Below are 24,322 nucleotides of genomic sequence, written 5' to 3'. Positions count from 1 at the left end.
GCTTCGTCCCTGACCGCTACGGGCAGACGCCGACGCGCTCGAGGCCGCGCAGCACCTGTGCGAACGGAACCGTGTAATTGGCGTGGAACGGATGCGTCTTCTCACCCGGCACCGTCGAGCCCCGGATGAAGAGAACCTGCGCGCCGCTAGACTCGATCATGCTGGTGTAGCCGCGGAAATTGAACGACCGGTTCTCGTGGATCAGCGCGACGACGCGGGCTCTGTCATTGCAGAAGATGGTGTTCGTCATGGCCGAACTCGCAGAGCCGACGATCACATCGGCCGAATGATAGAGCGCGATCTGCTCGATAAAGGACAGCTTCTCCGGGTAGACGACCTCAAAGCCGTAGCGCGCGAGGGCGTTGATGATCTCGGCCTCGTTGACGAGCTGGCGCTGGGTAAAACCCTTCCGCGACAGGACGATCCGCCGACCGGTCGGACGCAGGTCCAGGCCCCGTGCTGCGAGCCTGTCGATCACGGCGCGCCGCATGGCGCCGAGGACGTCCTTCGGCCAGACGGAGTCGTAGACCGGCACGTCCGGCCGGGCGTCGAACGGGAAGAAGGTCGGGACCGGGGCAACCCCGAGTTCGCGGAAGCGGACCGCCTGCGCCGGGAGCGGGAGGATCTCGCGCCCGCGCGTGTCGAGCAGCTCCACGATCTGCCGATGTGTCGCCGGCATGTGATCGTCGATGCAGATCGGGAAGCCCGCGGGGCAGGTGGGATCGTTGAACCACAGCATCCGCGGCACGAACTCGAGCAGCCAGTGGCCGTAGTTCTTGCTCTGGAGCCCGAACATCATCAGGCCGGATTCCAGGCTCCGCACTTCGGCCGGCTCCTCCACCAGGGCGCGCCCGGCCCCGTATACCGCCGTCATGATCTGGTCGGTGTTCTTGCCGTCCTTGATGTCGGCGATGCCGCTGTCGGGGTGCGCCGCGAGGTCGTAGATCAGGCGGCTGCCCTGGAGCACGATGTTGCTGCGCGGGAAGGTGAGGCAGTCCTTGAACCGGGCGACGTATTGCGGAGGGGCATCCAGGGTGCCGCACACGGAGGTCAGCGCCACCGGCCCTTCGAGAAAGCGGATCTCCGGTTCCGCGATCCGGCGCGGGCTGACCAGCTCGCGATACTCGCCCTCCCCTTGCGCCGCGGCTTGGCGTGCGGACATGATGTCGTAGATCCGCACCGGCCCGAGCCCGAGGGTCGTGCGCGTCCGCTCGTGCAGCGCCCGCGCCTCCTCATGACGGCCGGCTTCGGCCAGCGCGGTCATCTGCAGGCTGCGCAGGTTCCGGATCTTGCGCTCCAGCGTGTCGCCGTCGACCGTCAGCGCCCGCCCGCCCAGGGTGTCCCGCGCGATCCGTGCCAGCAGGTAGCAGCGCACCGCGCTCTCGGCCTCCCCGGCCAGCTCGTAGTCCCAGGCGATCTGGACCAGCGACGGGTCGTCCTGCCCGCGATCCTGGACCGCCGCCTTGGCTTGGCGCAGCGCCTCCAGGAGGTCCTCGACGCTGTCGAATTCCTGCCGCCGGCACCGGTCGACGATGTCCGTCCGGATGGCGGCGAGATGGTACTGCGCGGTCCGCGCGCGCGAGGCCTGGGCCGCCATCCTGTAGGCGCGGGCCGCCAGATCGAAGCTGTTCTCGCCCTGATACCGGAACGCGAGGGTCGCGAGGTGCTGCGCGGCGGTCTCGGCGCGCTCCTCCGTCGGCGCCGCGAGGGCGCCTTCGATCGCGTCGAGGGTGGCGGCGCCGTTAGTCCGGTTGGCCTGTGTCAGGATTCGCCGAAAGTCGTCCCGCATCGATACCGACCGTTCCTTCACGAGATCCGCCGCGCCGTCCCGAGCGCCTCAGCGCGTCGCCAGGGCCCGCTCCACGCAGGCGCAGACTTCGCCGATCTGATCCCGGGTGATCGCCGGGAAGAACGGCACCCCGATGGCGCCGGCGGAGACGGAGGCGGTCCGCGCAAGGCCGTCATGCCGGCAGGTCGCGAAGGCGGGATGCGCTTGGCAGCCGGTCCCGTACCAGCGCCGCCACTGGATGCCGGCCGCGTCGAACGCCGCCGTCACCGCGTCGGCGGCTGCGGGCTCGAACAGCGCGTTGACCGTCATGGTCAGCCACTCCGTGCCAAAGCCGGGCTGCATGCGTACGCCGATCCGGTCGAAGCCCTCGACATAGGCCAGCGAGGCCTCCCGCAACTGCTGGATGCGTGCATCGAGGCCGTCGAAGGCCGCCAGGCCGACCGCTGCGGCGTATTCGGAGATCCGGAAATTGCCGCCGCGCACCTCCGAGACCCGGCTGCTCGCCGAGAAGCCGAAACCGGTCATCGCGGTGGTCTGCGCCACCAAGTCGGCATCGGTCGTGAGGATCGCACCCCCCTCTCCGATCCCGAGCGCCTTGGTGGCGTGCAGGCTCACGCAGAGCGGCTGCGCGCCGATCCGGGTAAGATTCAGCGTTGCGGCGGCTGCGTCGAACACGACCGGGATCCCGTGCGCCGCCTCGAACGCCTCCCAAGCCGGGACGTCGATCGGTGCCCCGTACGGACTGACCACCACCACGGCGGCGACATCGCCTTCGGCCAGCGACAGCGCCCGCTCGGCGATGGCGGGGGTCAGCGACAGGGTCTCCGGATCGACGTCGGCGAAGAACGGCTCAAGGCCGACATTCACCGCCGCGTGCGCGGTGGCGATGAAGGTGTAGCCGGGCATCAGGCAGAGCCCGCCGCGCCGGCCGCCGATCCGGTAGCGCAGGGCGAGTTCGATCGCGCTCGTGCCGTTGCCGGTGATCGTCGCGGCCACCGTCGTGCCGCCGGCGCGCTCCGAGACGAAGCCGCAGAGCTTAGCCGTGAATTCGCGTGAGAGCGGACCGTAGTTGCTGTAGATGTGCGATTGATCGATCCGGCGCAGGTACGGAACGATGGCGTCTGTCTCCGGCAGGCTTGGAATGAGCACGGGGATCATCGTTGAGACACGTCCTGACTATCGGCCGCCACCATCCTCGTCCGAATGCCCGGTGACGCGGCCGCTATACATGCCCAGGCATCGCCGCGGAAGGCGCCGTTGTCCGCCCTGCCGGCCGGACCCCTCAGGCGCGCGGCAGGGTCTGCGGCCTGGGCCGTGTTGGCAAGGGCCGAGCTGGATTCCCGAACACCGTCTGGCCTGGCGCCACGTTGCGGATCACCACGGCGCCGGCTCCGACCACGGCGCGCGCGCCGATCCGGATCTTCGGGATCACGCAAGCCCCCGTGCCGAGGAAGGCCCTCTCCTCCACGCTGACATGGCCGGCCAGGTGGACCCCAGGGCTCAGTGTGGCGAAATCCTCCAGCACATCGTCATGGGCCACCGTGCAGCCCGGATTGATCAGCACGTGCTCGCCCAGCCGGGCATCCGCCGTGACGGAGGAATGCCCGAGGATCACCGCACCTGCGCCGATCCGGCTGCTCGCGCCGATCAGCACGCCGGGATCGATGATCGAGGCGAAACGCGCTCCGATCGCGTCCCGCAGACGCGCGGCGGCCCGGGCCCGGGGCTCCGGCTCGCCGAGGGCGACGACGAAGCGCAGACCTTCGTCACCCGCGAAGGTGCGGACATCGCGGACCACCGGCCGGCCGCGGAACATCTCCGGCGCGTGGATGCCGGGATCGACGATGCTCGCCCTTAGCTCCATCGGCGTGCCGTGGGCGTTCAGGCGCTCAAGGGCGTCGACGATCTCGCGGGCGAGGGCACCTGCACCGTACAGGACAAGGCGAAGGGTCATCGCTCCGTGTGCCGCGACCGGTATTGGTTCGGCGCTGGCAGCTGCCTGCCGCTCGGGCGAACGTCCATGCGCGGGGTTCCCTGCCTCGGGGTGTCCTGCCTGTCCGGGGTCCTGCCCTACACGAGTCCCTGCGAGCTCTCCAGGGGCGATGCCTCGTCAGGGTGCCATCGTTCCAGTACATCGCCGAGATCGGCGCGTCGCACCCGGGCGCGTGAGCGAGGACGCGCGGAGCGTGAGACCGACATGAGGCCGGCGGAGACGTTCATCGACCTGATCCGGACGATCAATCGCGACAACGCGTCGGACGTTCTCGATCGGCTCCGCGCGTGCGTCGCCGCCGAGGATCGCCCCCTCGAAGGTCACGCCGACGCGCGCGTCACCCGGATGCGGCGGCACCTCGAGACGCTCGCGTTCCGGTTTGAGGGCGATGCCCAGCTCGGCGCCGTCGCCGATACCTACGATCTGATTGCTTCGATTGTCCCCGAGGATCGCGAACGCTGGGCGGTGGCCGCCGTCAGCGCGCGACTGCGCGATCTCTGCGAACGCGGACGCTACGCGGAGGCCACCGCCGTCATCCTCGACCTGCGCGCAGGGGGCAGCCCAGCCGCCATCCGCGAAGGCATCGCCACCTTGCTGCGGCTCGGCTGGGTCGCCGAGTGCGGGCAGGAGCCGGAATCCTGCGTGCAGTGCTATCGGTTGGCCTACGAGCTGAACGGCGGTGACGAAGGCGTCACGACCGAGGATGGCTTTGCCCTGAGCACCAAGGTCAGGAATCTCCGCCGATTGCAGATTGACGAGCTGCTCCCGGACGGGCGCTACGCGGACGCGATCGCGCTGCACGAGAGGACCCGCCACGTCTACCGCTCGGGACCACTGCGCGCCTACGACATCGTCACGGCCGAGGCGCTCGCCGCAGGCGGGGACGGCGCTTACACAGAGCTGCGGCCGAGACGGCGGATCGCGCCGCCCGACCTGCGCTTCTTCGAGCCGCCCCCTGCCCTGCTCTCCGAGCCGGGCGAGCTCGACATGCCGGCCCAGTACCTTGCCTTTCTGGACGAAGCCCAGGCCTTCCCGCGCAGCAACGTCGTCATCGCCGGTGACAAGCTCGTCTACGACCTCGCCGCGCACCCGCGCCGGCCCGACATCCTGCTGCAGGACGGGATCAATCCCGACCAGATCATGATGGCCGCGTTCGGTGAGACGCGCGCCCTTGTGGAAGTGCCCGAGGATCCACACCGGGTCGAGGCCGGGCTGATGATGTTCGGCCTCCAGAGCCGGAATTATGGGCACTGGTTCTGCGAGTTCGTGCCGCGGATGCTCTGCTACAACGACACGCGCTGCCCGGACGGGATCCCGCTCTGCATCGACGACCACATGCCCGCCTCGCACGAGCAGATCCTGCGCCTGCTCGACACGCGCGACCGGCCCGTGATCAAGCTGCCGCCCCGGCCGGTCGCGTTCGGCCGTCTCGGGATCGCGCCGCCGCCGGCGTTCTTTCCGTTCGAGATGAAGCCGGGGCGGCCGGTCTACGACGCGATCTGGCCGGCCGATATCTTCGCGCCGGTGCGCGAACAGATCCTCGAACGCGCCCGGGAACAGGGTGTCCTCTCGGGCCGGACAGACCGGCGCTTGTTCATCTCGCGCAAGGCCTTCAGCCAGCGCGCCCTCGTCAACGAGGCGGAGATCGCCGAGCAACTCAGCTCCCTGGGCTTCGAGGTGATCTACCCGGAGACCATGTCGTTCCTCGAACAGGTCGAGGCGTTCCACTCCGCTGCCCTGGTGGTGGGCTCGTCGAGTTCGGCCCTGAGCAACGCCCTGTTCTGCCGGCCCGGGTGCCGGATCCTGGGCCTGATTCACGAGGAGCTGGCGTTCAACTTCCGGGGTTATGCCAGCTACATCGAGGTGGGCGGCGCGCGGATCCTGTTCCTGCGCGGCCGCACCCTCCACCGGCCGGGCGTGCACGCCTTCCACGTGAGCTATACCGTCGACCCGGCCAAGGTCGTCGCGGCCGTGGCCGCCCTTGAGAACGAGGCCGCCACCGGCGTGCCGGCCGGGTTCCCGGTGCCGGCGGTGGACGACAGGCCGATCCGTCTACCAGATCGCCGAGCGGTCCGGTCTCACCCTCGGACGGGTGCGCCCGCACGCGTCGATCCCGACCGGCTCGCGCACGTCAGGACGCTCGCGGCCGGGCCGCACGCGGACGCGGCTTCCGGCCTCTGCGCCCTGGAGGCGGTGGCCTACGTGGCCGGCGAGCCCCATTCGGATCAGCCCACCTGCGCGTCGCCGAGCCTCTCCGCCTTCATCCGGACCTGGAGCGATCGGCTGCCACAGGATGCGCGCGATGCCCTGATCCTGCCGCTCGTTCCGCGCTTGATCGGCACGCGAGGCTCGAAGGCCCTGGAGCGCCGGCGGGTCGCCTTGGCGGCCGATTGGCTCGTCCGCACCCACCTGCCGGCGTGGTTCCACCTCGCCAAGCTGAACGTGGAAGGGGACGCGCTGGCCGACCTGCCGGCGCTCACCGACATCGCCGATCTCGCCGCTTGGTGCGATCATCTGGAGCGGGCGCGCAAGCGGGCAGCGGTCGCGAACCTGACTCTGCGGCAGACCGGTGCCGCCGTCCGGGCCGCGGCCTGGGACGGGGCGCATCAGGCCGCGTGGGCTACCGTCCGGGATCAACTGGAGACCGCTGGCCTCCGGATTCTCGCCGCCGGCTGGGACGCGGCCTACGCTGCCGCCTACGCGGCGGCCCGGGCGTACGGGAAGGCCTCGCTGGAGCCGACCCGTCACGCCCTTGAGCAATCCGCGCTGACCCTGGTCGAGCGGATGATCGAGTTGCGCGAGGCAGATCCGGACCGGCTACCGGATGGCGCGCAGCCACCCGCCGCGGCGAGCCAGAAGGGCGCCGCAGGCCGGCCATGAGCGAGACCCGGCCGAGCGCTCCCGTCGGATCCGGTCAACCCACATCGTCCCTGTCGGGGCTGCGCTGCCTCGTACTGGGCGGCGGCGGCTTCCTCGGGTTGAACCTGTGCAATCGCCTTGCGGAGGCGGGGGCCGAGGTCACCTGTTTCAGCCGCAGCCATCCGCAGGCCGAGGTCCTGGACCGGCGCGTCGCTCGGGTGATCGGCCAGTTCGCCGACCGCCTCGCCCTCGCCAACGTGGTAGATCGCCAAGACGTTGTCTTCCACCTGATTGCAGGATCGGTTCCCGAGAGTTCCAACCGGGACCCATACGCGGAACTCTCGGCCGCGCCGATCGCCACCCTGCACCTGCTGGAGATCTGCCGCGCGGCTCGGATCAAGAAGCTCGTGTTCTCGTCCTCCGGGGGGGCGATCTACGGAATTCCCCGTGCCATTCCGATCTCCGAGCAAGCGCCGACTGACCCGATCTCGGCCTACGGCATCAGCAAGCTGATGATCGAGAAGTCCCTGCACCTCTACCGGCACCTTCACGGGATCGAGTACCAGATCCTGCGCATCGCCAATCCGTACGGCCGGTTCCAGCTTGGCGCCAAGCACCAAGGGCTGATCGGGAGCTACATCCACCGCGTCCTCACCGACCAGCCGCTGGAGGTCTGGGGCACCGGCTCGGTGGTGCGCGATTTCCTGCATATCGACGATGTCAGCGACGCCTTTCTGGGAGCCGTCGACTATCAGGGCCCGCACAAGGTTCTGAATGTCGGCAGCGGGCGTGGCCTGAGCGTCCATCAGGTGATCGCCGAGCTGAAGGTGGCCTTCGGCCGGGACGATCTCCCCTGCGTGCACCGGCCGAGTCGCGCCGCCGACGTGCCGGCCAACGTCCTCGAAACCGCGCTGATCCGGTCTGAACTCGGCTGGGAGCCGCGCGTCCCCCTGCAGACTGGGCTCACCGGCACCATCGCGTGGATGCGAGCCCATCTGGCGCAGTCGCTGGCGGCAGGCACGCCCACCGGCGCCAGCTAATCGACCGGGTCTTCAATCCGCCCTGGAGCGGCCACGTTTGTCGGCGACAGCGCGCGGCATTGATCCGCGAGGAGACCCCATGTCCTTCCTGCACGATCTGCCGATCGCCGACCTGATCGCGCATTACGGCTACCTGGCGATCTTCGTCATCATCACCCTGGAGAGCGCCGGGCTGCCCCTGCCCGGCGAGACAGCGCTGCTGACCTCGGCGGCCTACGCGGGCAGCACCGGCAACATCAATATTGCCATCGTCGTGGCGATCGCCGCGACCGCCGCCATCCTGGGCGACAATGCGGGCTACTGGGTCGGCCGCCGGTGGGGGCTGCCGCTGCTCCTGCGCAAGGGGCACCTGATCGGGCTCGACCACGGCCGGCTCAAGCTCGGCCAGTACCTCTTCCGTCGGCACGGCGGTAAGATCGTGTTCTTCGGCCGCTTCACCGCAATGCTCCGGGCCTATGCGGCGGTGCTGGCCGGCGTGAACAAGCTCGACGCTCGCCGCTTCATGGCCTTCAACGCCCTCGGCGGCGTCGCCTGGGCCTCGATCATGGGGTTCGGCGCCTACCTGTGCGGCCGGTCGATCGAGAACGTGATGGGGCCGGTCGGCCTCGGGCTGCTGGCCTTCGTTCTGCTGGGCGCCATCGCCCTGTGGCTGTTCATGCGCCGGCACGAGGCGCGCCTGATGGTCGCCGCCGAGGCCGAGATCCCGGGACCGCTCGGGGGGGGGCTCGGCGAGGCGCGGGCCGAGCCTGTCCCGGGGCACGGCGGCATTGACCCGAACAGCCCGGTCCAGGCGGATTTTCAGAATCAGATCGAGGCTCTTCTGGCCAAACGGGAGCGCGCGGCGCCACAGGCTGCCGCGCCGGCGGCCGCCCGCACCCGGCGCGCGCCCTGGCCCCTGTGGTTCAAGATCCCCGTGCTCCTCGTCGCCGCCGGCGCCGGCATGGCGGTACTCTCCTGGCATGACGGCGTCACCGGCGGCCTCTACGGACGGCTCATCGGGCATATCGGGATCCTCGGCATCGCCTTGGTCCTCGTCGTCCCCGCACTCCTCCTTCTGGTGGTCGGCCGGCGACTCCCGCGCCCGGAAGACGACCTCGACGCAGAGTCCGAGGAGGCTGCTGGGCTGGCGGCGTGACCGCCCGCCTGGTGAGTGTGGCGCCCCGGATGTAGGGTTGACCGGCCCTGGAGCCGATCGTACAGCCGGCCCGACCCGACTGGGGTGCCCCGTCGCGCCGGCCTCATGCCGATCCCGCTGACGGCTACTTGCCCGTGACCAGTTGGGCCCTGCGACTGAGACGGAGCCGACCTTGAGCGAGGACGTGGAAGCGCTGCGGGCCGAGCTCGCCGAGACTCAGGCACGGCTCAAAGAGGCGCAGGGCGAACTCGCCCGCTTGGTACGGTTGGCTGAAGCCGATCTGCAACGTCGCCGCCCCGGCGAGCAATCGAGCGTCGTCGCCTCCTCGGTGCGCAGGCCTGCCGCCAAGGAGGTTGCGGCTCGGATCGCCCGGTTCGCGCACCTCTACCGAGAGGCCGCTTCGGCTTCCCCCGACCGCGCCCCCGTCGTGCCCGAGGCGACGATGCTCGGCTGGCTGGAAACGTCCGGTCTGTTCGACCGCCAGTTCTACCTCGCGTGTAACGACGACGTCGCGAATGCCGGGGCCGATCCGACGCACCACTACTACAATCACGGCTCCGAGGAAGGGCGCCTCCCCAGCACCCTCTGAGGGTAGTCTGGGGAAGCTGCTCGCTGGCGCGCGTTCGAGGGATCTGATCGATGCAGGACGGTGCAGGAGAGATCGCACCCGCGCTCGAGCCGTGGCAGGACGACTTCGCCACCATCTACGCCAGCGGACTGTTCGACCATATCGGCTACGCGACGCGCTATCCCGATGTGGGCCTGACCGACCTGTCGCCCCTGGAGCACTACGTGAAGTACGGTGCCCGGCTCGGGCGCCGGCCCCGGGCCGACTTCACCGCGCCGCCGGACGAGACCTTCGACGGCAGCTTCGTCAATCCCTTCGTGGCCTGGATCCAGGCGCGCGCCGAGACCCAGCCCGCGCCGGCCTGGAACCGGCCAGTCGTCTCGGTCCTGTGCATCACCTACAACCAGGCGGCCTTCATCCGGCAGACGCTGGAGAGCATCCTCGGCCAGGCCACGGACTTCCCCTTCGAGCTGCTGGTCGGCGACGACCGCTCCACGGACGGGACCGCCGAGATCATCGCCGAGTACGCCGCGCGCCACCCCAACCTCGTGGCCGTCCTGCGCAGCGAGAATCTCGGGCCGAACCGGAACTTCGCCGACCTCACGGCGCGCGCCCGCGGCGAGTTCGTGGCGATCTGCGAGGGCGACGATTACTGGACCGATCCGCGCAAGCTCCAGCGGCAGGTCGACTTCCTGCGGGCGCGCCCGGAATTCTCCCTCTGCTTCCACCGGGTGCGCGTCGTCTACGAGGACATGCCGGGGGTCGAGGAGCTGTACCCGAAGCAGTGCAGCCCGCAGCCGTCGCTGTCGGACCTCGTGGCGCACAACTTCGTCCAGACCAACAGCGTGCTTTACCGCTGGCGCTACCACGGCGAGGAGGCGTTCGTGTTCGACGAGGGCATCGCCCCCGGCGACTGGTACGTCCACCTGATGCACGCCGAGGTCGGACGCGTCGGCTTCCTGCCGGACGTGATGGCGGTCTACCGCAAGCACGCCGCCGGGATGTGGGCGACCTACGCCACCGAACTCGCCCGCCACAAGAAGCTCGGCAACTCCGAGATCGCGTTCTTCCGCAAGCTGCGTGGCCATTTCGGCGGCCGCTACGCGGCGGGCTACGAAGCCGCGCAGAAGTCGATCTTCCGGCGGCTGGCCGAGGCCTATCTCGACGAGGAGGACGTGCCGAGCCTCGGCCGCCTGATCGACGCCAACCCCGACATCGCCCGGACGGCCCTGCACGATATGGGCCTCGACGCCCCCGAGGTGCTCACCGGCGACCCCGACGCCCTGCGCGCGTGGCTCATGGAGCAGCTCACGGTCAGCGTCATCGTCACGGCCTACAACCACGCCGCCGATATCGGCCGCTGCCTCGACGCGGTGCTGGGCCAGCGCGGCCTGTTCCGGATGCAGGTCGTGATCGGCGACGACAAGTCCACCGACGGCACCGCGGAGATCGTCGAGCGCTACCGGACGCGCGACCCGGAGCGGATCGCGGTGCGGCCCCGGCCGCACAATCTCGGCATGCTGCGCAACATGCAGGATTGCCTCGCCGCCTGCACGGGCCGGTACGTCGCCTTCTGCGAGGCGGACGATTACTGGCTGTCGGACCGCAAGGTCGCCACGCAGATGCGGATGCTGCGCAACGACCGCAAGCTCGACATGTGCTTCAACTGGGTGCTGCTCCACTACCCGGCGACCGGCTCCTACGTCCCGCACGACGAGCAGGGCCGCTATGCGACCGGCACGATCAGCTTCCCGGTCCTGGCCAACTCGCCGCTCACCGCGAACTTCTCGTGCTGCTTCTATCGCGCCGAGGCCCTGCGCCGGGTGCCGGAAGCCTATTACGCGAACGCCTCGGCGGCCGACTGGCTGATGAACCTCTACGTCGCCGACAAGGGCCGGATCGCGTTCTTGCGGGAGCTGCTCTCGGTCTACACGGTCCAGGAGAAGGGCCAATGGTCGGGCCTGCCGGAAGACATCAAGAACGCCCGGATCGCGCAGTACCAGAAGGAGTTCGCCGGCATCTTCGGCGAGGGGCGCGGCTTCGAGAAGTACGAGGTCGGCTGCACGGTGGCCGAACTCGACGGCGAGCTGCCGGATTCCTTCGCCCGCGCGAACCTGGAGGCCCCCCAGGATCGGGTCTGGGCCGAGATCCAGGACGGGCAGGTGGTGCTGGCCGGCTGGGTCGTCTCGGCGAGCCGCGCCAAGGCGACGCTGATCGTGGAGGCCGACGGCGAGGTCCAGCGCATCCCCGCGGACGTCCACCGGCCGGACGTGATCGCGGCGGTGCTGGGCGACATGCCGACAACGATGGAGGAGGCCCGCTGCGGCTTCCGCTTCATCCTGCCCTACGCGCTCCACCTCGAAGTGCTGCTCTCCATCGAGGTCGAGCACGAGGTCGTACCCTGGCTCTCGGTGATCTTCACCCACCGGGTGAAGCGGGCGGCCGAGCGGGGCTGATCGCGGGCGGGGCGTCGCGACACGCGCGGGGTGGCGCCCTTCGAGCCGGCCCTATCGCCGCCGACCGCCGAGGAGGTGGCGCACCCGGGCCAGCGGCGTGCGGGTGCGGGCCCGGTCCAGGGCCCCGCGGATCTCGGCGGCGAGCCGGGTCGCGACGATCTCGCGGGCGGGATCGTCGTAGTGGACGATGTCGTAGAAGGTCCCCTCTTCCCGGTCGCGGAAGATCCCGCTGAAATCGAGGGCCGTGAAGGTGCGCCGGTACGGGCGCCGCGCCGCGAGCTGCTCGGTGAATGCCTCCAGCTTGGCGTACTGACGGTCGAGATAGGCCAGGAACGCCCCCGAGGCGACGCCGCTCTCCACCTCGGTGAGGTGGCGCTTGCGCAAGATCGTCGGTTGCAGGACGCTGACGATTGGCACCCCGTGGTCGTGGGACAGCTTGGTCAGCCGGTGCGCCGCCAGTTCGTAATGGTGGACGATCGCGTCCTCCCAGCCGGGGCTCTGCCAGCCCACCTCGGCCCGCAGCCGCTTCAGCTCCTCGTAGATCAGCGTGATCAGCGCCTCGTAGGACAGGCCGTCCTCGCGGGCGCGGGGATCGTGCGTGTCGAAGAAGTGGTCGTAGAGCCGCTGCGTGATGAAGGCGTTGTAGGGGTGGCCCGGCCGGGGATCGTAGGTCCAGGGCTGGAACAGGTCGGTGCTGCCGCTGAGCACGAGGATCGCGTCGGGGCTGTAGGTCACCAAGCGGGACCAGATCAGGTGGGTCATCTGCGTGAGGCAGCTCGACATCACCCCGAAATTGTAGACCTTCGCGCTCTCCAAGCCGTCGGCCCGCAGGATCCGCTCGATGCGGCCCGGCAGGGTGTTGGCGATGTCGCCGCCGTCGATCGTGGTCGAGTCGCCGACGACCAGGATCCGGGTCTCGCCCTCCGGCTTGCGGTCGACGATCGAGGCGGCGTTCAGGAAGCCGTCGGCGTCGAACGGGACGCCGTAATGGCTCGCCCCCGGCTTGCCGGCGAACTGGATGAATGGGCTCGGATAGCGCGTGTTCGAGTCGAGGTAGCCGAAATGGTGCAGAAACTTGCGCCGGCGAGCCGCATCCTCGCTCTCCGGCGGAGCCCAGATCTGCTCGACGCCCGGGGCGGTCAGAGCCGCCATCATTGTGTCCCTGAGCGCCGCGTAGCCGACGGCGTTGAGCCGGACGCCGTCGTCGCTAAGACCGGGCCCGAGCGCACCCGCTTCGGTGGCCAGGACGGCGTCGTAATCGATGAACTGCGCCCCATACGCCTGCACGTGAGCGCGCAGCCACGCGTTGACTTGCCCGATGAGCGGGATCGGCAAGCCGGCCGCGGCCGACGAGGCCGGATCAACCGGCGGTATCGAGCCGACCCAGGTCCGCACGTGGAGGTCGCGCGCGTCCTGCAGCATGGCGGCGAAGTCGGCCACGATGCTGTCCAGCGACGGTACGCCCCTGCCGCTGAGGATGTCGTCGCGGCCGCCGATGAGGTGGAGGCCGCGGGCACCGTAGAGGGCGATCTCGGAGCGGAGCCGGCGGTCCATGTCCCGGGTCGACTGCCCGGCAATTCCGCGCGCGACCGTCTGGGGTCCGGAGAAGAGCACCGGAGTCTCGGCGACCAGCTCCGCCGTGACCGAATCGCCGAAGAACAGGATCGGCCCGAACGGGAACAGCGGCTTGTCTTGCATCGGCGTGCTCATGCCGTCGCGATCCGGGACGGCGTCAGCGCGCCGCGAAGATCTCGATCCCGTCGAGGTGCAGGTGCTGCTCCTCGTCGAGATCGATCTTGAGGTAGCGGAACCGCGCGTTATCGAACCGCAGGTGGAGGGGCAGGCCGGGATGGCAGTGGGCGTCCACGGCGTCGAAGACGAGGCGGTAATCGCCCTCGGTCTCGCCCAACCAGACCCGCATCAGCTGCGCCCGCTCGCTGAGCTGCCCCCACCGGTTGTAGATCCGGATCTCCGAGACCCGCTCGACCGCGCCGAGATCGAGGACGAACCAGGGATCCCGGTCGAGCCCGGTGTGGAAGAAGAAGGACGGGTCGCCGGTGGTGCGCGCGCCGTAGGTGCCGCTGGTGCCCGACCAGGGCGAGGCGGAGCTCGCCGTCCAGGTCTTGCCCAGCGCGATGTTGTCGGAGGGGCGCATCGCCACCAGCGTGTCCATCTCCAGCTCGTCGATCAGCGTCCGGATCTGCTTGGACGGCTGGCGCAGCGGCGGGATCTCCAGCTCGAGCTTGTAGATCAGGTTCGACAGAATGCTCTGGTCGAAGCGGTGGTCGATGAAGCCCTCGAGATCCGGCAGGCCCATCTGGTTCGGGATGTCGGTGACGACCCGCGGATCGCCCGCGTAGCGCAGCCACTCGGCCACGAGCCGGCGGGTGGCGGGGCTCACCATGAAGGCGATCCAGGAGGCCTGGATCTGGTCGGCGTCCCAGTAGCGCGCCGCGTCGCAGTCCATCAGCACGAAGCAGTCGCGCTTGGTCCAGGCCCGCTGCGGCTTGCCGTGCAGCACACCCACCGCGACCCGGCGCTCCGAGCCGTCGAGCCAGGTGAGCAGCGGCGCCACCGGCGGCAGAGGCTCGTCGCCGACCGCCTGCATGCCGGTGTCGCTGAAGACGATGAAGTCGCCGTCGCGGCGCTTCTCCAGCGCCTCGGCGATGACGTAGGGCTTCCACGCCCAGTTGCCGGCGCCCCGGGACCGGTCGAGGATCTCCCGGTGCTCCCGGTAGAATGGCGTCTCGCGCAGCCGGTCGGGGGACCAGCTCTCGATCGTGTCGAAATCGCCCGTGGCGGCGGCCGAGGCCACCAGCCGGCGCTGGCTCTCGACGTAGTGGTACTTGGCGGCGAAGCTGACCAGGGTGGTGTGGCGCGGCCGGAACCGGCGCCGCAGCCGCATCAGCACCTCGGCCCGGTGCATGTCGAAGGCGTTGACCTGCAGGGCCTCGGGGGATGGGTCAGCGCTGGCCAAGTCTATCCTCCGGCGGTGGCTCGAGGGCTTGTCACCGGTTTTGCCGGCTTCGGCAAGGCGGCCGCGGCGGGGCCGGGCTCAGGCGTCGTCGAAGACGAGGTTCTCGGCCGGATAGGCGAGCATCAGCGCGCGGCGCTCGGGCGAGTTGTCCCACTCTCCGACCTTCGTGTAGCCGCCGGCGACGTCCAGCACCTCCACGACCCGCCCGATGGTCGGGATGCTCTTGAAATGCTGCGGCCAGCCTGAGGCGAAGTAGAAGACCTGCTCGACGTGCTCGGAGAGCTGGCAGACCCCCGGCCCGAACGTGCCGAGGCCGAAGACGAGGTAGCGCCCGTTCATCAGCGCCGCGACGTCGTCGATCAGTGAGCCGCTCTGGGTCGTCAGCGGCACGCCGATCTCGGCGATCCACGCTTCCAGCACCGGGATCACCGGGTTGAGCCGGTTCTCGAACACCATCTTGATCCGGGCGATGCGGCCCTCTGCCAGGAGCCGCCGGATCACCATCTGGTAGAAGGCGAGCGGCGGCTGCGGGTAGGTCGGCGCCACCCAGGTGCTGAAGATGTCCCCCGAGCGGATGTGGATCAGCAACTCGTCGTCGGGCTTGGCGGGGATCTTCGCCGGCAGCCGGTTGAACAGCGGCCGGATGCAGGTCCTCACGATGTCCCGGGTCTCGTCGGGGCCGAGGGTGCCGGCGAGCTGCTGGATCCCGAGGTCGAAATACATTCCCGACAGGAAGGCGCCCGCCTCCGGCAGCGGCTCCGAGCCGGGGATGAAGGTGAGGCCGCCGCAGGTCAGCGGGCCTGTCAGGCCGATCACCTCGCTCCGGTCGGCGGCCGGGAGCTTGATGTATTTCAGGTTCAGGTTGCGGGCGATGCCGATGGCGAGCAGCAGCTGGATCAGGCAGTTGCCGAAGGCGCCGCACTCGTAGAGCGCGAGTCCGACCAGGGCGCGAGAGCGCGGCCGCTCGGCGCTGACGAGGCGGTAGGAGACGTAAGCGTTTGCGCCAGGCCGCTCGTCGGCCATGTCGAAGGGCACGTCCAACACGCGCCGCAGGGCGATGAGGTCGAAATCCGCCCGGTCGCACAGCACCCGCGCCGCAGGCGGCTCGCTTCCGGGGGGGCCGTCCGGGATGACGCGGACGTGGCGCGCCCAGGCGTCCTCCCCGGGCACCAGCACCAGGGCCTCGGCCCCGCTCCGGGCCGCGTCGAGGTCGGCCTCGCGCCAGACCTGCCCGTCGTCGGACAGGGCGACGCGCGGCGGCGCCGCGCAGGCCGCCGCGAGCTCGACCCGGCGGACCGGGCAGCGGAAGCCGAGATCGACCTGGAAGCCTCGCGGTACGGCCGGGCAGTCGGTCTGGCCGGCCGCAGGTGCCGCGCCGTGCCAGGGCCGGCCGAACGCCGCATCGATCAGGTCGCCGTTCATCGCGTCTCGCGCTGCGCAGGGAGCGGTCCGGGGCCCGCGCCCCGAGCCCCAAGCGTCTCTCTTCGCCGGCCGAGCCCACTCTGTCGAGACGGACGCGTGTTCGGTGACCCCGTCGCAGGGCGACGGAGCGTGCCCGTCGGCTAGCCGTCGAGTCCGAGCATCAGCCCGAGATTCTGCACGGCCGCCCCGGAGGCGCCCTTGCCGAGATTGTCGAGCCGCGCCACCAGCACCGCCTGCCCGTGCTCGGACGACCCGAACACGCGCAGCTCCAGCCGGTCGGTGTCGTTGAGATCCTCCGGCTCGATCTTCTCGCGATGCGCGCCGGTCCCGGCGCCCGGCACCACCTCCACCAGCCTCTGCCCGGCGTACCAGTCGCGTAGGGCCGCCTCGAGGTCGGAGGCGGTGGGCCGGCCCGGCAGCGTCTCGAGGTGGAGCGGCACGCTCACCAGCATGCCCTGCCGGAAGTTGCCCACCGAGGGTACGAAGATCGGCCTCCGCGTGAGCCCGCTGTAGCGCTGCAATTCCGGCAGGTGCTTGTGGGCGAAGCCGAGGCCGTAGAGCTGGAACGGCGGCGCCGTGCCCTGCTCGTAGGCCTCGATCATGCTCTTGCCGCCGCCGCTGTAGCCGCTGACCGCGTTGACGCTGATCGGGTGGTCGGCCGGGATCAGGCCGCCCTCCACCAGCGGGCGCAGGAGCGCGACGCCGCCGGTCGGGTAGCAGCCCGGATTGGCGACCCGCCGGGCGCGGGCCACCGCCGCGCCCTGCTCCCGGGTCAGCTCCGGGAAGCCGTAGGTCCAGCCCTCCGCGACCCGGTGGGCGGTACTGGCGTCGAGGACGCGCGGGCCGCCGCCGGGCAGGCTGTCGGCCAGCGCAACGGTCTCCTTGGCGGCCTCGTCCGGCAGGCAGAGCACGACGAGGTCGACCTCGGCGAGCAGCGCGCGCTTCGCCGCCGGATCCTTGCGGTGCTCCGGAGCGATGCTGCGCAGGGCGACCCGCCCGTCGCGCTCCAGGCGCTCGCGGATGCCGAGACCGGTCGTGCCGGCCTCTCCGTCGATGAACACGGTGGGCTTCGTCGCGCCTTCGCCAGACATCGCTCGTCTCGCTCTCTAGAAAATGCCTTGTCGCCCGAGTCGGGCGCCGCGGCCGGGAATCAGGTGCGCGCGGTGCGACAGCCTGTCAACGACCGTGCCGCGGCCTGAAAACGCGAAAGGGCGGCCCCCGCAGGAGCCGCCCTCTCCGTGACACCGGTGTGACCGGGTGTCTTAACGCTTCGAGAACTGGAAGCTGCGGCGGGCCTTCTTGCGGCCGTACTTCTTGCGCTCGACCACGCGGGCGTCGCGGGTGAGGAAGCCCTCACGCTTCAGCGGGGCGCGCAGCTCCGGCTCGTAGTAGGTCAGGGCCTTCGACAGGCCGTGGCGCACCGCGCCGGCCTGGCCGGAGAGGCCGCCGCCCGCCACCGTGACGGTGATGTCGTACTGGTCGACGCGGCCGGCGATCTCCAGCGGCTGGCGCAGGATCATGCGCAGCACCGGGCGGGCGAAGTAGGTCTCCACCGGGCGCTTGTTGATCGTGACCGTGCCGTTGCCGGGCTTGATCCAGACGCGGGCGACCGCGTCCTTGCGCTTGCCGGTGGCGTAGGCGCGGCCCTGCGCGTCCAGCTTCTGGACGTGGACGGGGGCCTCGTTGGCGGGGTCGACCGCGCCGGTGTTCGACCGGTTGAGGTCGGCGAGGGACTGCAGGGTCGCCATGATCAAGCGCTCACGTTCTTGCGGTTGAGGGCGCCGACGTCGAGCGCCTGCGGCTGCTGGGCCTCATGCGGGTGCTCGGTGCCCTTGTAGACGCGGAGATTGCCGAGGATCTGGCGGAAGAGCGGGCCGCGGGGCAGCATGCGCTCGACGGCCTTCTCCACCACGCGCTCGGGGAACCGGCCCTCGAGGATGAACTTGGCAGTCCGCTCCTTGATGCCGCCCGGATAGCCGGTGTGGTAGAAATAGCTCTTCTGATTGTACTTACGCCCAGTGAACTTCACCTTCTCGGCGTTGATGACGATGACGTTGTCGCCGCAATCGACGTGGGGCGTGTAGGCGGCCTTGTGCTTGCCGCGCAGGCGCATCGCCACGATCGACGCGAGGCGGCCGACGACGAGGCCCTCCGCGTCGATCACGATCCACTTCTTGTCGACCTCGGCGGGCTTCAGCGAGGTGGTCTTCATAGCCAAATCCCAGGGGTTCCGACGGACCGGACCCCGACGCGTCGGGATCCGCGGACATCGGGGTGCCGAAAAACGAGCCGCCGCGTGGGGCACACGCGGCGGCGGTGCCGGGTCCATAGACGGCCCCGGACGCCGGGTCAACAGGGAAGTTCAAGATCCCGGAAAAGCTATTTTATTCAGCGTGTTGGCGGTTGAGGTACCAGAGTACCGCTAGCCGTCGGAGCGCCGGCCCCGCTCCGCGATGGTCAGCTTCTGGACGCCCCTGGCCGCCAGCACCGGCTTCCGGGCGCTGAGGATCCGGGAGTTCACGCCGGTCCAGCCGATCTCGCCGGAGAGCCGGCCGTACTCGATCTTGGGGCAGCGGTTCATGATCACCGTCAGTCCGCGCGCCTCGGCCCGGGCGGCGGCCGCGTCGTCGCGCACGCCGAGCTGCATCCAGATCATCTTCGGCGGCGGCGTCAGCGCCAGCGCCTCGTCGACCAGCGGCCCGGCGGCGGCGGAGTTGCGGAAGATCTCGACCATGTCGATCGGCTGGTCGCCCAGCCCGGCCTGGACTTCGGCGAGGGAGGCGGCCACCCGGCGCCCGAGCAGGTCCTGGCCGGCGAGGCCGGGATTGACCGGCGTCACCGCGTAGCCCCGGTCGAGCAGGTATTTCAGGACGATCCAGCTTGGGCGCGCCGGATTCGCCGAGGCGCCCACCAGCGCGATCGTGCGCGTGCCGTTCAGGATCGTGCGGATCTGTGCGTCGGGGTAGCGGGCGTGCCGCTCCGCGAGCGCTGCCGCGTCGCCGGGCGCGGGTGGCCGGTTCTCGTGGCCCGTCTCGTCCATGGCGTCTTCCCTCGTCGTCCGGATGATCGCGGGTCGTGTCGCGCTTCTCGCCGCGTTCTGTGCCGCGCGTCGCGCCGCTGTCGCGGCCTCGGCGCGGCCGCCGTCACAGCCACCGTCACAGCCGCCAGACCTCGTAGCCCAGCCGCGCGAACGGCGCCTTCTCGAAGAGTGCCTTCACGTCCACGATCAGACCGCCGGGCTTCACCCGGGCGGCGATCGCCTCCGGGCCGAGTCGGGCGTAGTCGCGGTGCGGGACCGCGATCACGGCCGCGTCGGCCCCAGTGGGCAAGTCGGCCCAGTCGACGAGGGCGATGCCGTACTCGGCCCGGGCCTCCGCCGCGCCGGCGCGGGGATCGTGGACCGACACGGCGCAGCCGAATTCCTCCAGCTCCCGCACGAGGTCGGCGACCTTCGAGTTGCGCAGGTCGGCGCAGTTCTCCTTGAAGGTCAGGCCGAGGACGATGACCCGCGCCCGCCCGGTCCCGCCGCGCCGGACGATCCGCTTCACCGTGCTGCGGGCGACGTGGGCCGCCATGCTGTCGTTGATCCGCCGCCCGGCCAGGATCACCTGCGGGTGGTAGCCGATCATCGCGGCCTTGTGGGTCAGGTAGTACGGGTCGACGCCGATGCAGTGGCCGCCGACCAGCCCGGGGCGGAAGGGCAGGAAGTTCCACTTGGTCCCCGCCGCCGCGAGGACCTCCTGGGTGTCGAGGTCGAGCTTGTCGAAGATCAGCGACAGCTCGTTCATGAGCGCGATATTCAGGTCGCGCTGGGTGTTCTCGATGACCTTGGCGGCTTCGGCCACCCGGATGGACGAGGCGGCGTGGAGCCCCGCCTCGATGATCGACCCGTAGAGGGCCTTGAGCCGCTCCAGGGTCTCGGGGGTGTCGCCGGCGACGATCTTCACCACCCGGGCGAGGCTGTGCTCCCGGTCGCCCGGGTTGATCCGCTCGGGCGAGTAGCCGACGAAGAAATCCGTCTTCCAGCGCAGGCCCGAGGCGCGCTCCAGGACCGGGATGCAGACCTCCTCGGTGGCCCCGGGATAGACCGTGGATTCGAACACCACGGTCGCGCCCGGCCGCATGTGCCGGCCGACGAGGTCCGAGGCCCGGATCAGCAGGTCGAAATCGGGGCACTGGGCCGCGTCCACCGGGGTCGGGACCGTGACGACGATCACGTCCGCCGCGCCCAGCGCGGTCGGGTCGTCGGTGATCGCGAGGTGCGCGGCGGCCCGGAACGCCTCCGCGTCGATCTCCCCGGCCGGGTCGTGCCCGGCCCGATAGGCCGCCACCTTGTCGGCGGCGCGCTCGTAGCCGATCGTGGCCCGCCCCCGGCCGAACGCCAGGGCGAGCGGGAGCCCGACATAGCCCAGGCCGACGATCGCCACGCTGTCCGCCGAGCGGTCCGCCGGGCCTTCCCCTGAGCCGTCTGCCGCTCCGTCAGCCACGCCGGATCCCTCTGCGGGCTCGGAGGGCGCCGATGACGATCCGGCCGCCGGGCGCGTATAGGGGCGGTCCGCGCCGGCGTCGACTCGCCTCGGCCCGCGCGGTGCGCGTCCCCGGACCGCTTACGGGGCGAGACCATGGGGCGTGACGATGCCTGATCTCCGCTGGACCGAGGGGCCGGTCCACTGCACCGACCTCGTCGACGGAACCGGAAAGGTCTTCGGCTACGTCGGTCCCTGCGCCGCGGGCACCCGCGGCTACGTCGTCCAGTCCGGGTCGGAATGGCCGCCGCGCCCCGCCGCCTTCGCCGATCACCCCGCGGCCGCGGCGGCCCGCGCCTGGGTCGAGGCCGCCGTGTCCGCGCGCGCCTTCCGGCCCGTCCGCATTCTCCGGAAGGACGTTGCTCGGGAGAATGGCGCGCCGGAGGTCTGATCGCCCGGCGCGGTTCAGGAACTCGTCAGGTTCGCTCGGCTTTGTTGTGGCGTGGAGTGGAGGCGCCCGATGGCCGAAATCTGCATCACGGAAGACCAGAACGGACGGTGGACCGTCTACACCGCCGGACTGGTGGTGACGGACCTGACGCGCGAGGCCGCCGAGGCCTTCGCGGCGAGCTACCGCCGCGTCACGGCTGGCTGAGCGACGGGCCCCTCCGACACCCGGAGCCCGAACGCGCGGCCCCCGGGAGCGGCGGCACGCTCGGGCTCCGGGGCGCGTCGTGCTATGAGGCCCGCCGAGCCCCGATCGCCCTGTCGCGGGCAATGAGGTCGATCACCATGCGCCTGTTCCTGCTCGCCGCTGCCCTTCTGGCGCTGCCCGCCCCCGCCTCGGCGCTCTGCCGCTGCACGTGCATCCGGGGCGAGATGAAGGCGATCTGCCAGGAGACCGACCTGACGGTGCCGATCTGCCAGGGTCTCTGCGAGACCACGATCCGGCAGGAGCGGGTCATCATCCCGCTGGCCGGCGGCCGGCAGGCCTTCGAGCCGGCCCAGTCGACGAACCCGGCGCCGGGCGGCCTCGTGTCCCCCGATCTCAGCCTGGACACCAACCCGAACGGCACCCAGCTGGGCACGCCGAGCCAGCTCTCCGGCAGTGTCGGATCGAGCCTCTCCTCCGGCAGCGGCCGCTGAGCCACGAAAAAGCCCCGCGCGGCGGGTGCCGGCGGGGCTGAAGGTTGAGGACGCCCGGTGCGTTACGCCGAGCGACTGCGCCCAGAGTAACACCATTCTGCGGGATGGGAAGCTCCGGCGAAGAAAAATCAAGACTATTTTCGGTCGATCGCCCTCGGGTAAACGGGAAATTCCCCGCTCGGCTGGGCCGGGCGGGGTCTATCGTGGCGGGTGCGCGGCGGGAGGCCGCGCGTATCCTTGGTTTGGGACCTGTCCGACTTAGGACTGGGTCTTCAGGTAGGCGATGAGGTCGTTGATCTTCTTGTCGTCCGCGATGCCCTGGAAGATCATCTTGTTGCCGGGCACCTTCGCCTTCGGGTTCTTCAGCCACTCGTGCAGGTTGGCCTCGTCCCAGGTGATGCCCGAGTTCTTCAGGGCGGCCGAGTAGTTGTAGCCCTCGTAGGTGCCCGCCTTGCGGCCGACGACGCCCTTCAGGTCGGGGCCCACGCCGTTCTTCTGGAAGTTGTGGCACGCCTTGCAGGGGGCGAACGCCTTCTCGCCGGCGGCGGCGTCACCGGCCTCCTGGGCCTGCGCGGCGAAAGGCATGACGACGGCGAGAACTGCGCCGATTGCGAGCATACGCATGTATAAACCCCAATCCAGAAGATAAGCTTCGCGGTTTTGGCAGAAAAAACGCGCGATGCAAGCGAAAAAATCTGAGCCTGAGCGCAGATTATATTGTGCGCTGTCTCACATCATCTCGAAAACCGTGCCGGCCGCGGTGCAGACCTTCGGGCCCGGTCGCCGCCCCTTGGCGGGCCGTCGCCCGCGCACGGCCCGTCTCGCCCGCAGAGGGACACGGAAGGGGACGGCGAACCTGAGAACTCTTCCAAGTTTGGCATGTCGGGATGTTGACGTGTGCCGAGGCACGATAATCCGCCCCGCGCCGGAAAAGTCGTCTCGCCCGGGGAGCCGAGGACGGCGCGCACGAGAAAGGGCCCGCCGCGGCGAGCCCTGCCGAGTCCCTGGACGGGCACGCGACGCTAGGCGGCGAGAGGCAGCCGGATCGCCGGCGGGCGGGGCTCCGGCACCGTAGCGGCCCGCGCCATCGCGGCGCCGGCATTCCACGCCGCCGGCGCCGCGACCCACGCGGCGAGGATCGTCGTCTCCAGAATGCGGGGCGCCGCCGTCAGCGGGCGGGATATCGTCGGTCGTTGGTTGATCATGACGGCTCCGCGGCTTGCTCCGAGGGCCATGCGCCCGAATGGTTACCGCCGAGTCTCCGCCGGGACGGCGCGCGCAGATGTGATGCGCCGGCCGGCACCCGCGATGGCTTCACGCCGGCCGGGCCGAGCGTCACGCCCGAGCGTGCTGTCGGGGCGCTTGAAGGACGCGGCGCTGCACCAGCGACGTCATCTAGTACGCTGATAAGAACGGGACCGAGGACGGTGCTGCCATCGTGCGGGAGCGCGACGATGTCTTCGAGGGCGCATTCTCGACGTAGGCTTCCACCGGCCTGCCGACGGCCATCCCCTTGGCCTGGGGCCGGATTCTCGATGGCCCTGCGCAGTTAGAGCCCGTCCGGTAAGGGTCTGAGGCGGGGTTGAGTGGCCGGGATGGCGATGATTCCAGGAGGGTGCTGAAGCCTGACCTGGAAGCGCCATGTGGACCCCGACCACCCGGCGGCAGCATAGCCGCGTGGGCCTTCGCTATGAAACCGACCTTACCGACGCCGAGTGGGCGGTGATCGAGCCACTGATGCCGAGGCCAGCGCCCTGTGGCCGGCCTCCGCTCTGGACGACACGGGAGGTCCTGAACGCCATCTTCTACGTTCTGAGAGGTGGGATCTCCTGGCGGTTGATACCCAAGGATCTGCCGCCGCGCTCGACCACGTTCGGCTACTTCAGCCGCTGGCGCGACACAGGGCTGTTTGGCCGGATCAACCACCACCTGGTCATGGCCGATCGCGAGCGAGTCGGACGGGAAGCCTCACCGTCTGCCGCGGTCCTCGACAGCCAAAGCATCAAGACGACGGAGAGCGGCGGCCCTCGCGGCTACGATGCCGGCAAGAGGGTCAAGGGGCGCAAGCGCCAAGCGCTGGTCGACATGGACGGGCGCGCGCTCGTCCTCGATCCTCAGCCTGCCGACGTACAGGACCGCGACGGAGCCGTGCCGGTGCTGCGCCTGTCGCGTCGGACCTTCCCGTTCATCGCCAAAGCCTTCGCCGATGCAGGCTATGCCGGCAACAGACCGGCGACCGCCACGATCATCACGGTCGAGATCGTGCGCAAGCCGCCCCATCAAGTCGGCTTTGCCGTGCATCCACGCCGCTGGGTGGTCGAACGGTTCTTCGCCTGGATCAGCCGCAATCGCCGCCTCTGGAAGGACCCAGAGGCGACTATCGCCTCGGCCAGAGCATTCCTCTACGCGGCAGCCGTCATGATCCTCGTCAGGCGGCTTGCCCGCTCAGTCTGACTTCTCGGACGGACTCT

21 protein-coding genes and 1 pseudogene are annotated in these 24,322 nt (G+C 70.0%); 9 read left to right on the top strand and 13 right to left on the bottom strand.

The window, feature by feature from the left end; all coding sequences use genetic code 11:
- Window positions 1-16 precede the first annotated feature (16 nt).
- From H288_RS33125 to H288_RS33115, 3 genes are all read right to left on the bottom strand, one after another.
- Entirely contained in the window at window positions 17-1,789 is a 1,773-nt protein-coding gene (locus H288_RS33125; RefSeq protein WP_020096219.1) for a glycosyltransferase family 61 protein, read from the bottom strand.
- A 48-nt stretch (window positions 1,790-1,837) separates the two neighbouring features.
- Complete coding sequence (locus H288_RS33120; protein ID WP_020096218.1) at window positions 1,838-2,947, bottom strand: DegT/DnrJ/EryC1/StrS family aminotransferase; 1,110 nt, start codon at window positions 2,945-2,947, stop codon at window positions 1,838-1,840.
- 124 nt (window positions 2,948-3,071) lie between these two features.
- Complete coding sequence (locus H288_RS33115; RefSeq protein WP_020096217.1) at window positions 3,072-3,743, bottom strand: acetyltransferase; 672 nt, start codon at window positions 3,741-3,743, stop codon at window positions 3,072-3,074.
- Between H288_RS33115 and H288_RS36160 the strand changes: the two genes are divergently transcribed.
- From H288_RS36160 to H288_RS0129675, 5 genes and pseudogenes are all read left to right on the top strand, one after another.
- Window positions 3,663-6,662, top strand: a complete 3,000-nt coding sequence (locus H288_RS36160) for a glycosyltransferase family 61 protein (RefSeq protein ID WP_245274585.1) — start codon at window positions 3,663-3,665, stop codon at window positions 6,660-6,662. The two genes, H288_RS33115 and H288_RS36160, sit on opposite strands and share 81 nt — an antisense overlap.
- Window positions 6,659-7,681: an NAD-dependent epimerase/dehydratase family protein gene (locus H288_RS0129690; protein WP_020096215.1), complete on the top strand. Its 1,023-nt coding sequence runs from the start codon at window positions 6,659-6,661 to the stop codon at window positions 7,679-7,681. The genes H288_RS36160 and H288_RS0129690 overlap by 4 nt, the downstream gene beginning before the upstream one ends.
- 79 nt (window positions 7,682-7,760) lie before the next feature.
- Window positions 7,761-8,396 (top strand): annotated as a pseudogene (locus H288_RS36155) (DedA family protein); the annotation flags it as partial.
- 592 nt (window positions 8,397-8,988) lie between these two features.
- Entirely contained in the window at window positions 8,989-9,405 is a 417-nt protein-coding gene (locus tag H288_RS0129680; protein WP_026605421.1) for a hypothetical protein, read from the top strand.
- Between the two features lie 50 nt (window positions 9,406-9,455).
- On the top strand, window positions 9,456-11,840 hold the full coding sequence (locus H288_RS0129675) for a glycosyltransferase (RefSeq protein ID WP_026605420.1): 2,385 nt from the start codon (window positions 9,456-9,458) through the stop codon (window positions 11,838-11,840).
- Between the two features lie 51 nt (window positions 11,841-11,891).
- Here H288_RS0129675 and H288_RS0129670 read toward each other — a convergent pair whose 3' ends face one another.
- The 8 genes from H288_RS0129670 to H288_RS0129635 all read right to left on the bottom strand — a co-directional run bounded on the left by H288_RS0129670 (window position 11,892) and on the right by H288_RS0129635 (window position 20,666).
- Window positions 11,892-13,550 carry a GDSL-type esterase/lipase family protein gene (locus H288_RS0129670; RefSeq protein WP_020096212.1) on the bottom strand — a complete coding sequence of 553 codons (1,659 nt, stop codon included), beginning with the start codon at window positions 13,548-13,550 and terminating at the stop codon, window positions 11,892-11,894.
- Between the two features lie 22 nt (window positions 13,551-13,572).
- Window positions 13,573-14,817: a hypothetical protein gene (locus tag H288_RS0129665; protein ID WP_020096211.1), complete on the bottom strand. Its 1,245-nt coding sequence runs from the start codon at window positions 14,815-14,817 to the stop codon at window positions 13,573-13,575.
- Between the two features lie 78 nt (window positions 14,818-14,895).
- Window positions 14,896-16,239, bottom strand: coding sequence for a hypothetical protein (locus tag H288_RS0129660; protein WP_020096210.1), 1,344 nt, complete (start codon window positions 16,237-16,239; stop codon window positions 14,896-14,898).
- Between the two features lie 140 nt (window positions 16,240-16,379).
- Entirely contained in the window at window positions 16,380-17,330 is a 951-nt protein-coding gene (gene argC / locus H288_RS0129655; protein WP_020096209.1) for an N-acetyl-gamma-glutamyl-phosphate reductase, read from the bottom strand.
- 171 nt (window positions 17,331-17,501) lie between these two features.
- Window positions 17,502-17,987, bottom strand: a complete 486-nt coding sequence (rpsI, locus tag H288_RS0129650; RefSeq protein WP_012318176.1) for a 30S ribosomal protein S9 — start codon at window positions 17,985-17,987, stop codon at window positions 17,502-17,504.
- Window positions 17,988-17,989: 2 nt separating this feature from the next.
- Window positions 17,990-18,451, bottom strand: a complete 462-nt coding sequence (gene rplM, locus H288_RS0129645; RefSeq protein ID WP_012318175.1) for a 50S ribosomal protein L13 — start codon at window positions 18,449-18,451, stop codon at window positions 17,990-17,992.
- A gap of 210 nt (window positions 18,452-18,661) precedes the next feature.
- Complete coding sequence (locus H288_RS0129640) at window positions 18,662-19,279, bottom strand: CoA-binding protein (RefSeq protein ID WP_020096207.1); 618 nt, start codon at window positions 19,277-19,279, stop codon at window positions 18,662-18,664.
- A gap of 115 nt (window positions 19,280-19,394) precedes the next feature.
- Entirely contained in the window at window positions 19,395-20,666 is a 1,272-nt protein-coding gene (locus tag H288_RS0129635) for a nucleotide sugar dehydrogenase (protein ID WP_020096206.1), read from the bottom strand.
- Between the two features lie 208 nt (window positions 20,667-20,874).
- Between H288_RS0129635 and H288_RS0129630 the strand changes: the two genes are divergently transcribed.
- The 3 genes from H288_RS0129630 to H288_RS0129620 all read left to right on the top strand — a co-directional run bounded on the left by H288_RS0129630 (window position 20,875) and on the right by H288_RS0129620 (window position 21,851).
- Window positions 20,875-21,156 (top strand): hypothetical protein, encoded by a 282-nt coding sequence (locus H288_RS0129630; RefSeq protein WP_020096205.1) that lies wholly within the window; start codon window positions 20,875-20,877, stop codon window positions 21,154-21,156.
- Between the two features lie 69 nt (window positions 21,157-21,225).
- A complete protein-coding gene (locus H288_RS36345; RefSeq protein ID WP_020096204.1) occupies window positions 21,226-21,360 on the top strand; it encodes a hypothetical protein in 135 nt (44 codons plus the stop codon).
- Between the two features lie 137 nt (window positions 21,361-21,497).
- Window positions 21,498-21,851: a hypothetical protein gene (locus H288_RS0129620; protein ID WP_234741492.1), complete on the top strand. Its 354-nt coding sequence runs from the start codon at window positions 21,498-21,500 to the stop codon at window positions 21,849-21,851.
- A 258-nt stretch (window positions 21,852-22,109) separates the two neighbouring features.
- On the opposite strand, the gene H288_RS0129615 is transcribed toward H288_RS0129620, so the two are convergent.
- Both H288_RS0129615 and H288_RS0129610 read right to left on the bottom strand, forming a co-directional pair.
- Window positions 22,110-22,475, bottom strand: coding sequence for a cytochrome c family protein (locus tag H288_RS0129615; protein WP_026605419.1), 366 nt, complete (start codon window positions 22,473-22,475; stop codon window positions 22,110-22,112).
- 398 nt (window positions 22,476-22,873) lie between these two features.
- Window positions 22,874-23,056 carry a hypothetical protein gene (locus tag H288_RS0129610; protein ID WP_020096202.1) on the bottom strand — a complete coding sequence of 61 codons (183 nt, stop codon included), beginning with the start codon at window positions 23,054-23,056 and terminating at the stop codon, window positions 22,874-22,876.
- A gap of 436 nt (window positions 23,057-23,492) precedes the next feature.
- On the opposite strand from H288_RS0129610, the gene H288_RS0129605 reads away from it, so the two are divergent.
- Window positions 23,493-24,305 (top strand): IS5 family transposase, encoded by an 813-nt coding sequence (locus H288_RS0129605; protein ID WP_026604813.1) that lies wholly within the window; start codon window positions 23,493-23,495, stop codon window positions 24,303-24,305.
- Window positions 24,306-24,322: the final 17 nt, after the last annotated feature.

This window comes from Methylobacterium sp. 285MFTsu5.1 (assembly GCF_000383455.1).
In the GTDB taxonomy this organism is placed as follows: domain Bacteria; phylum Pseudomonadota; class Alphaproteobacteria; order Rhizobiales; family Beijerinckiaceae; genus Methylobacterium.
The sequence above is the reverse complement of the archived record's forward strand: the minus strand, read 5'-3'. Positions and strand labels throughout refer to the sequence as shown.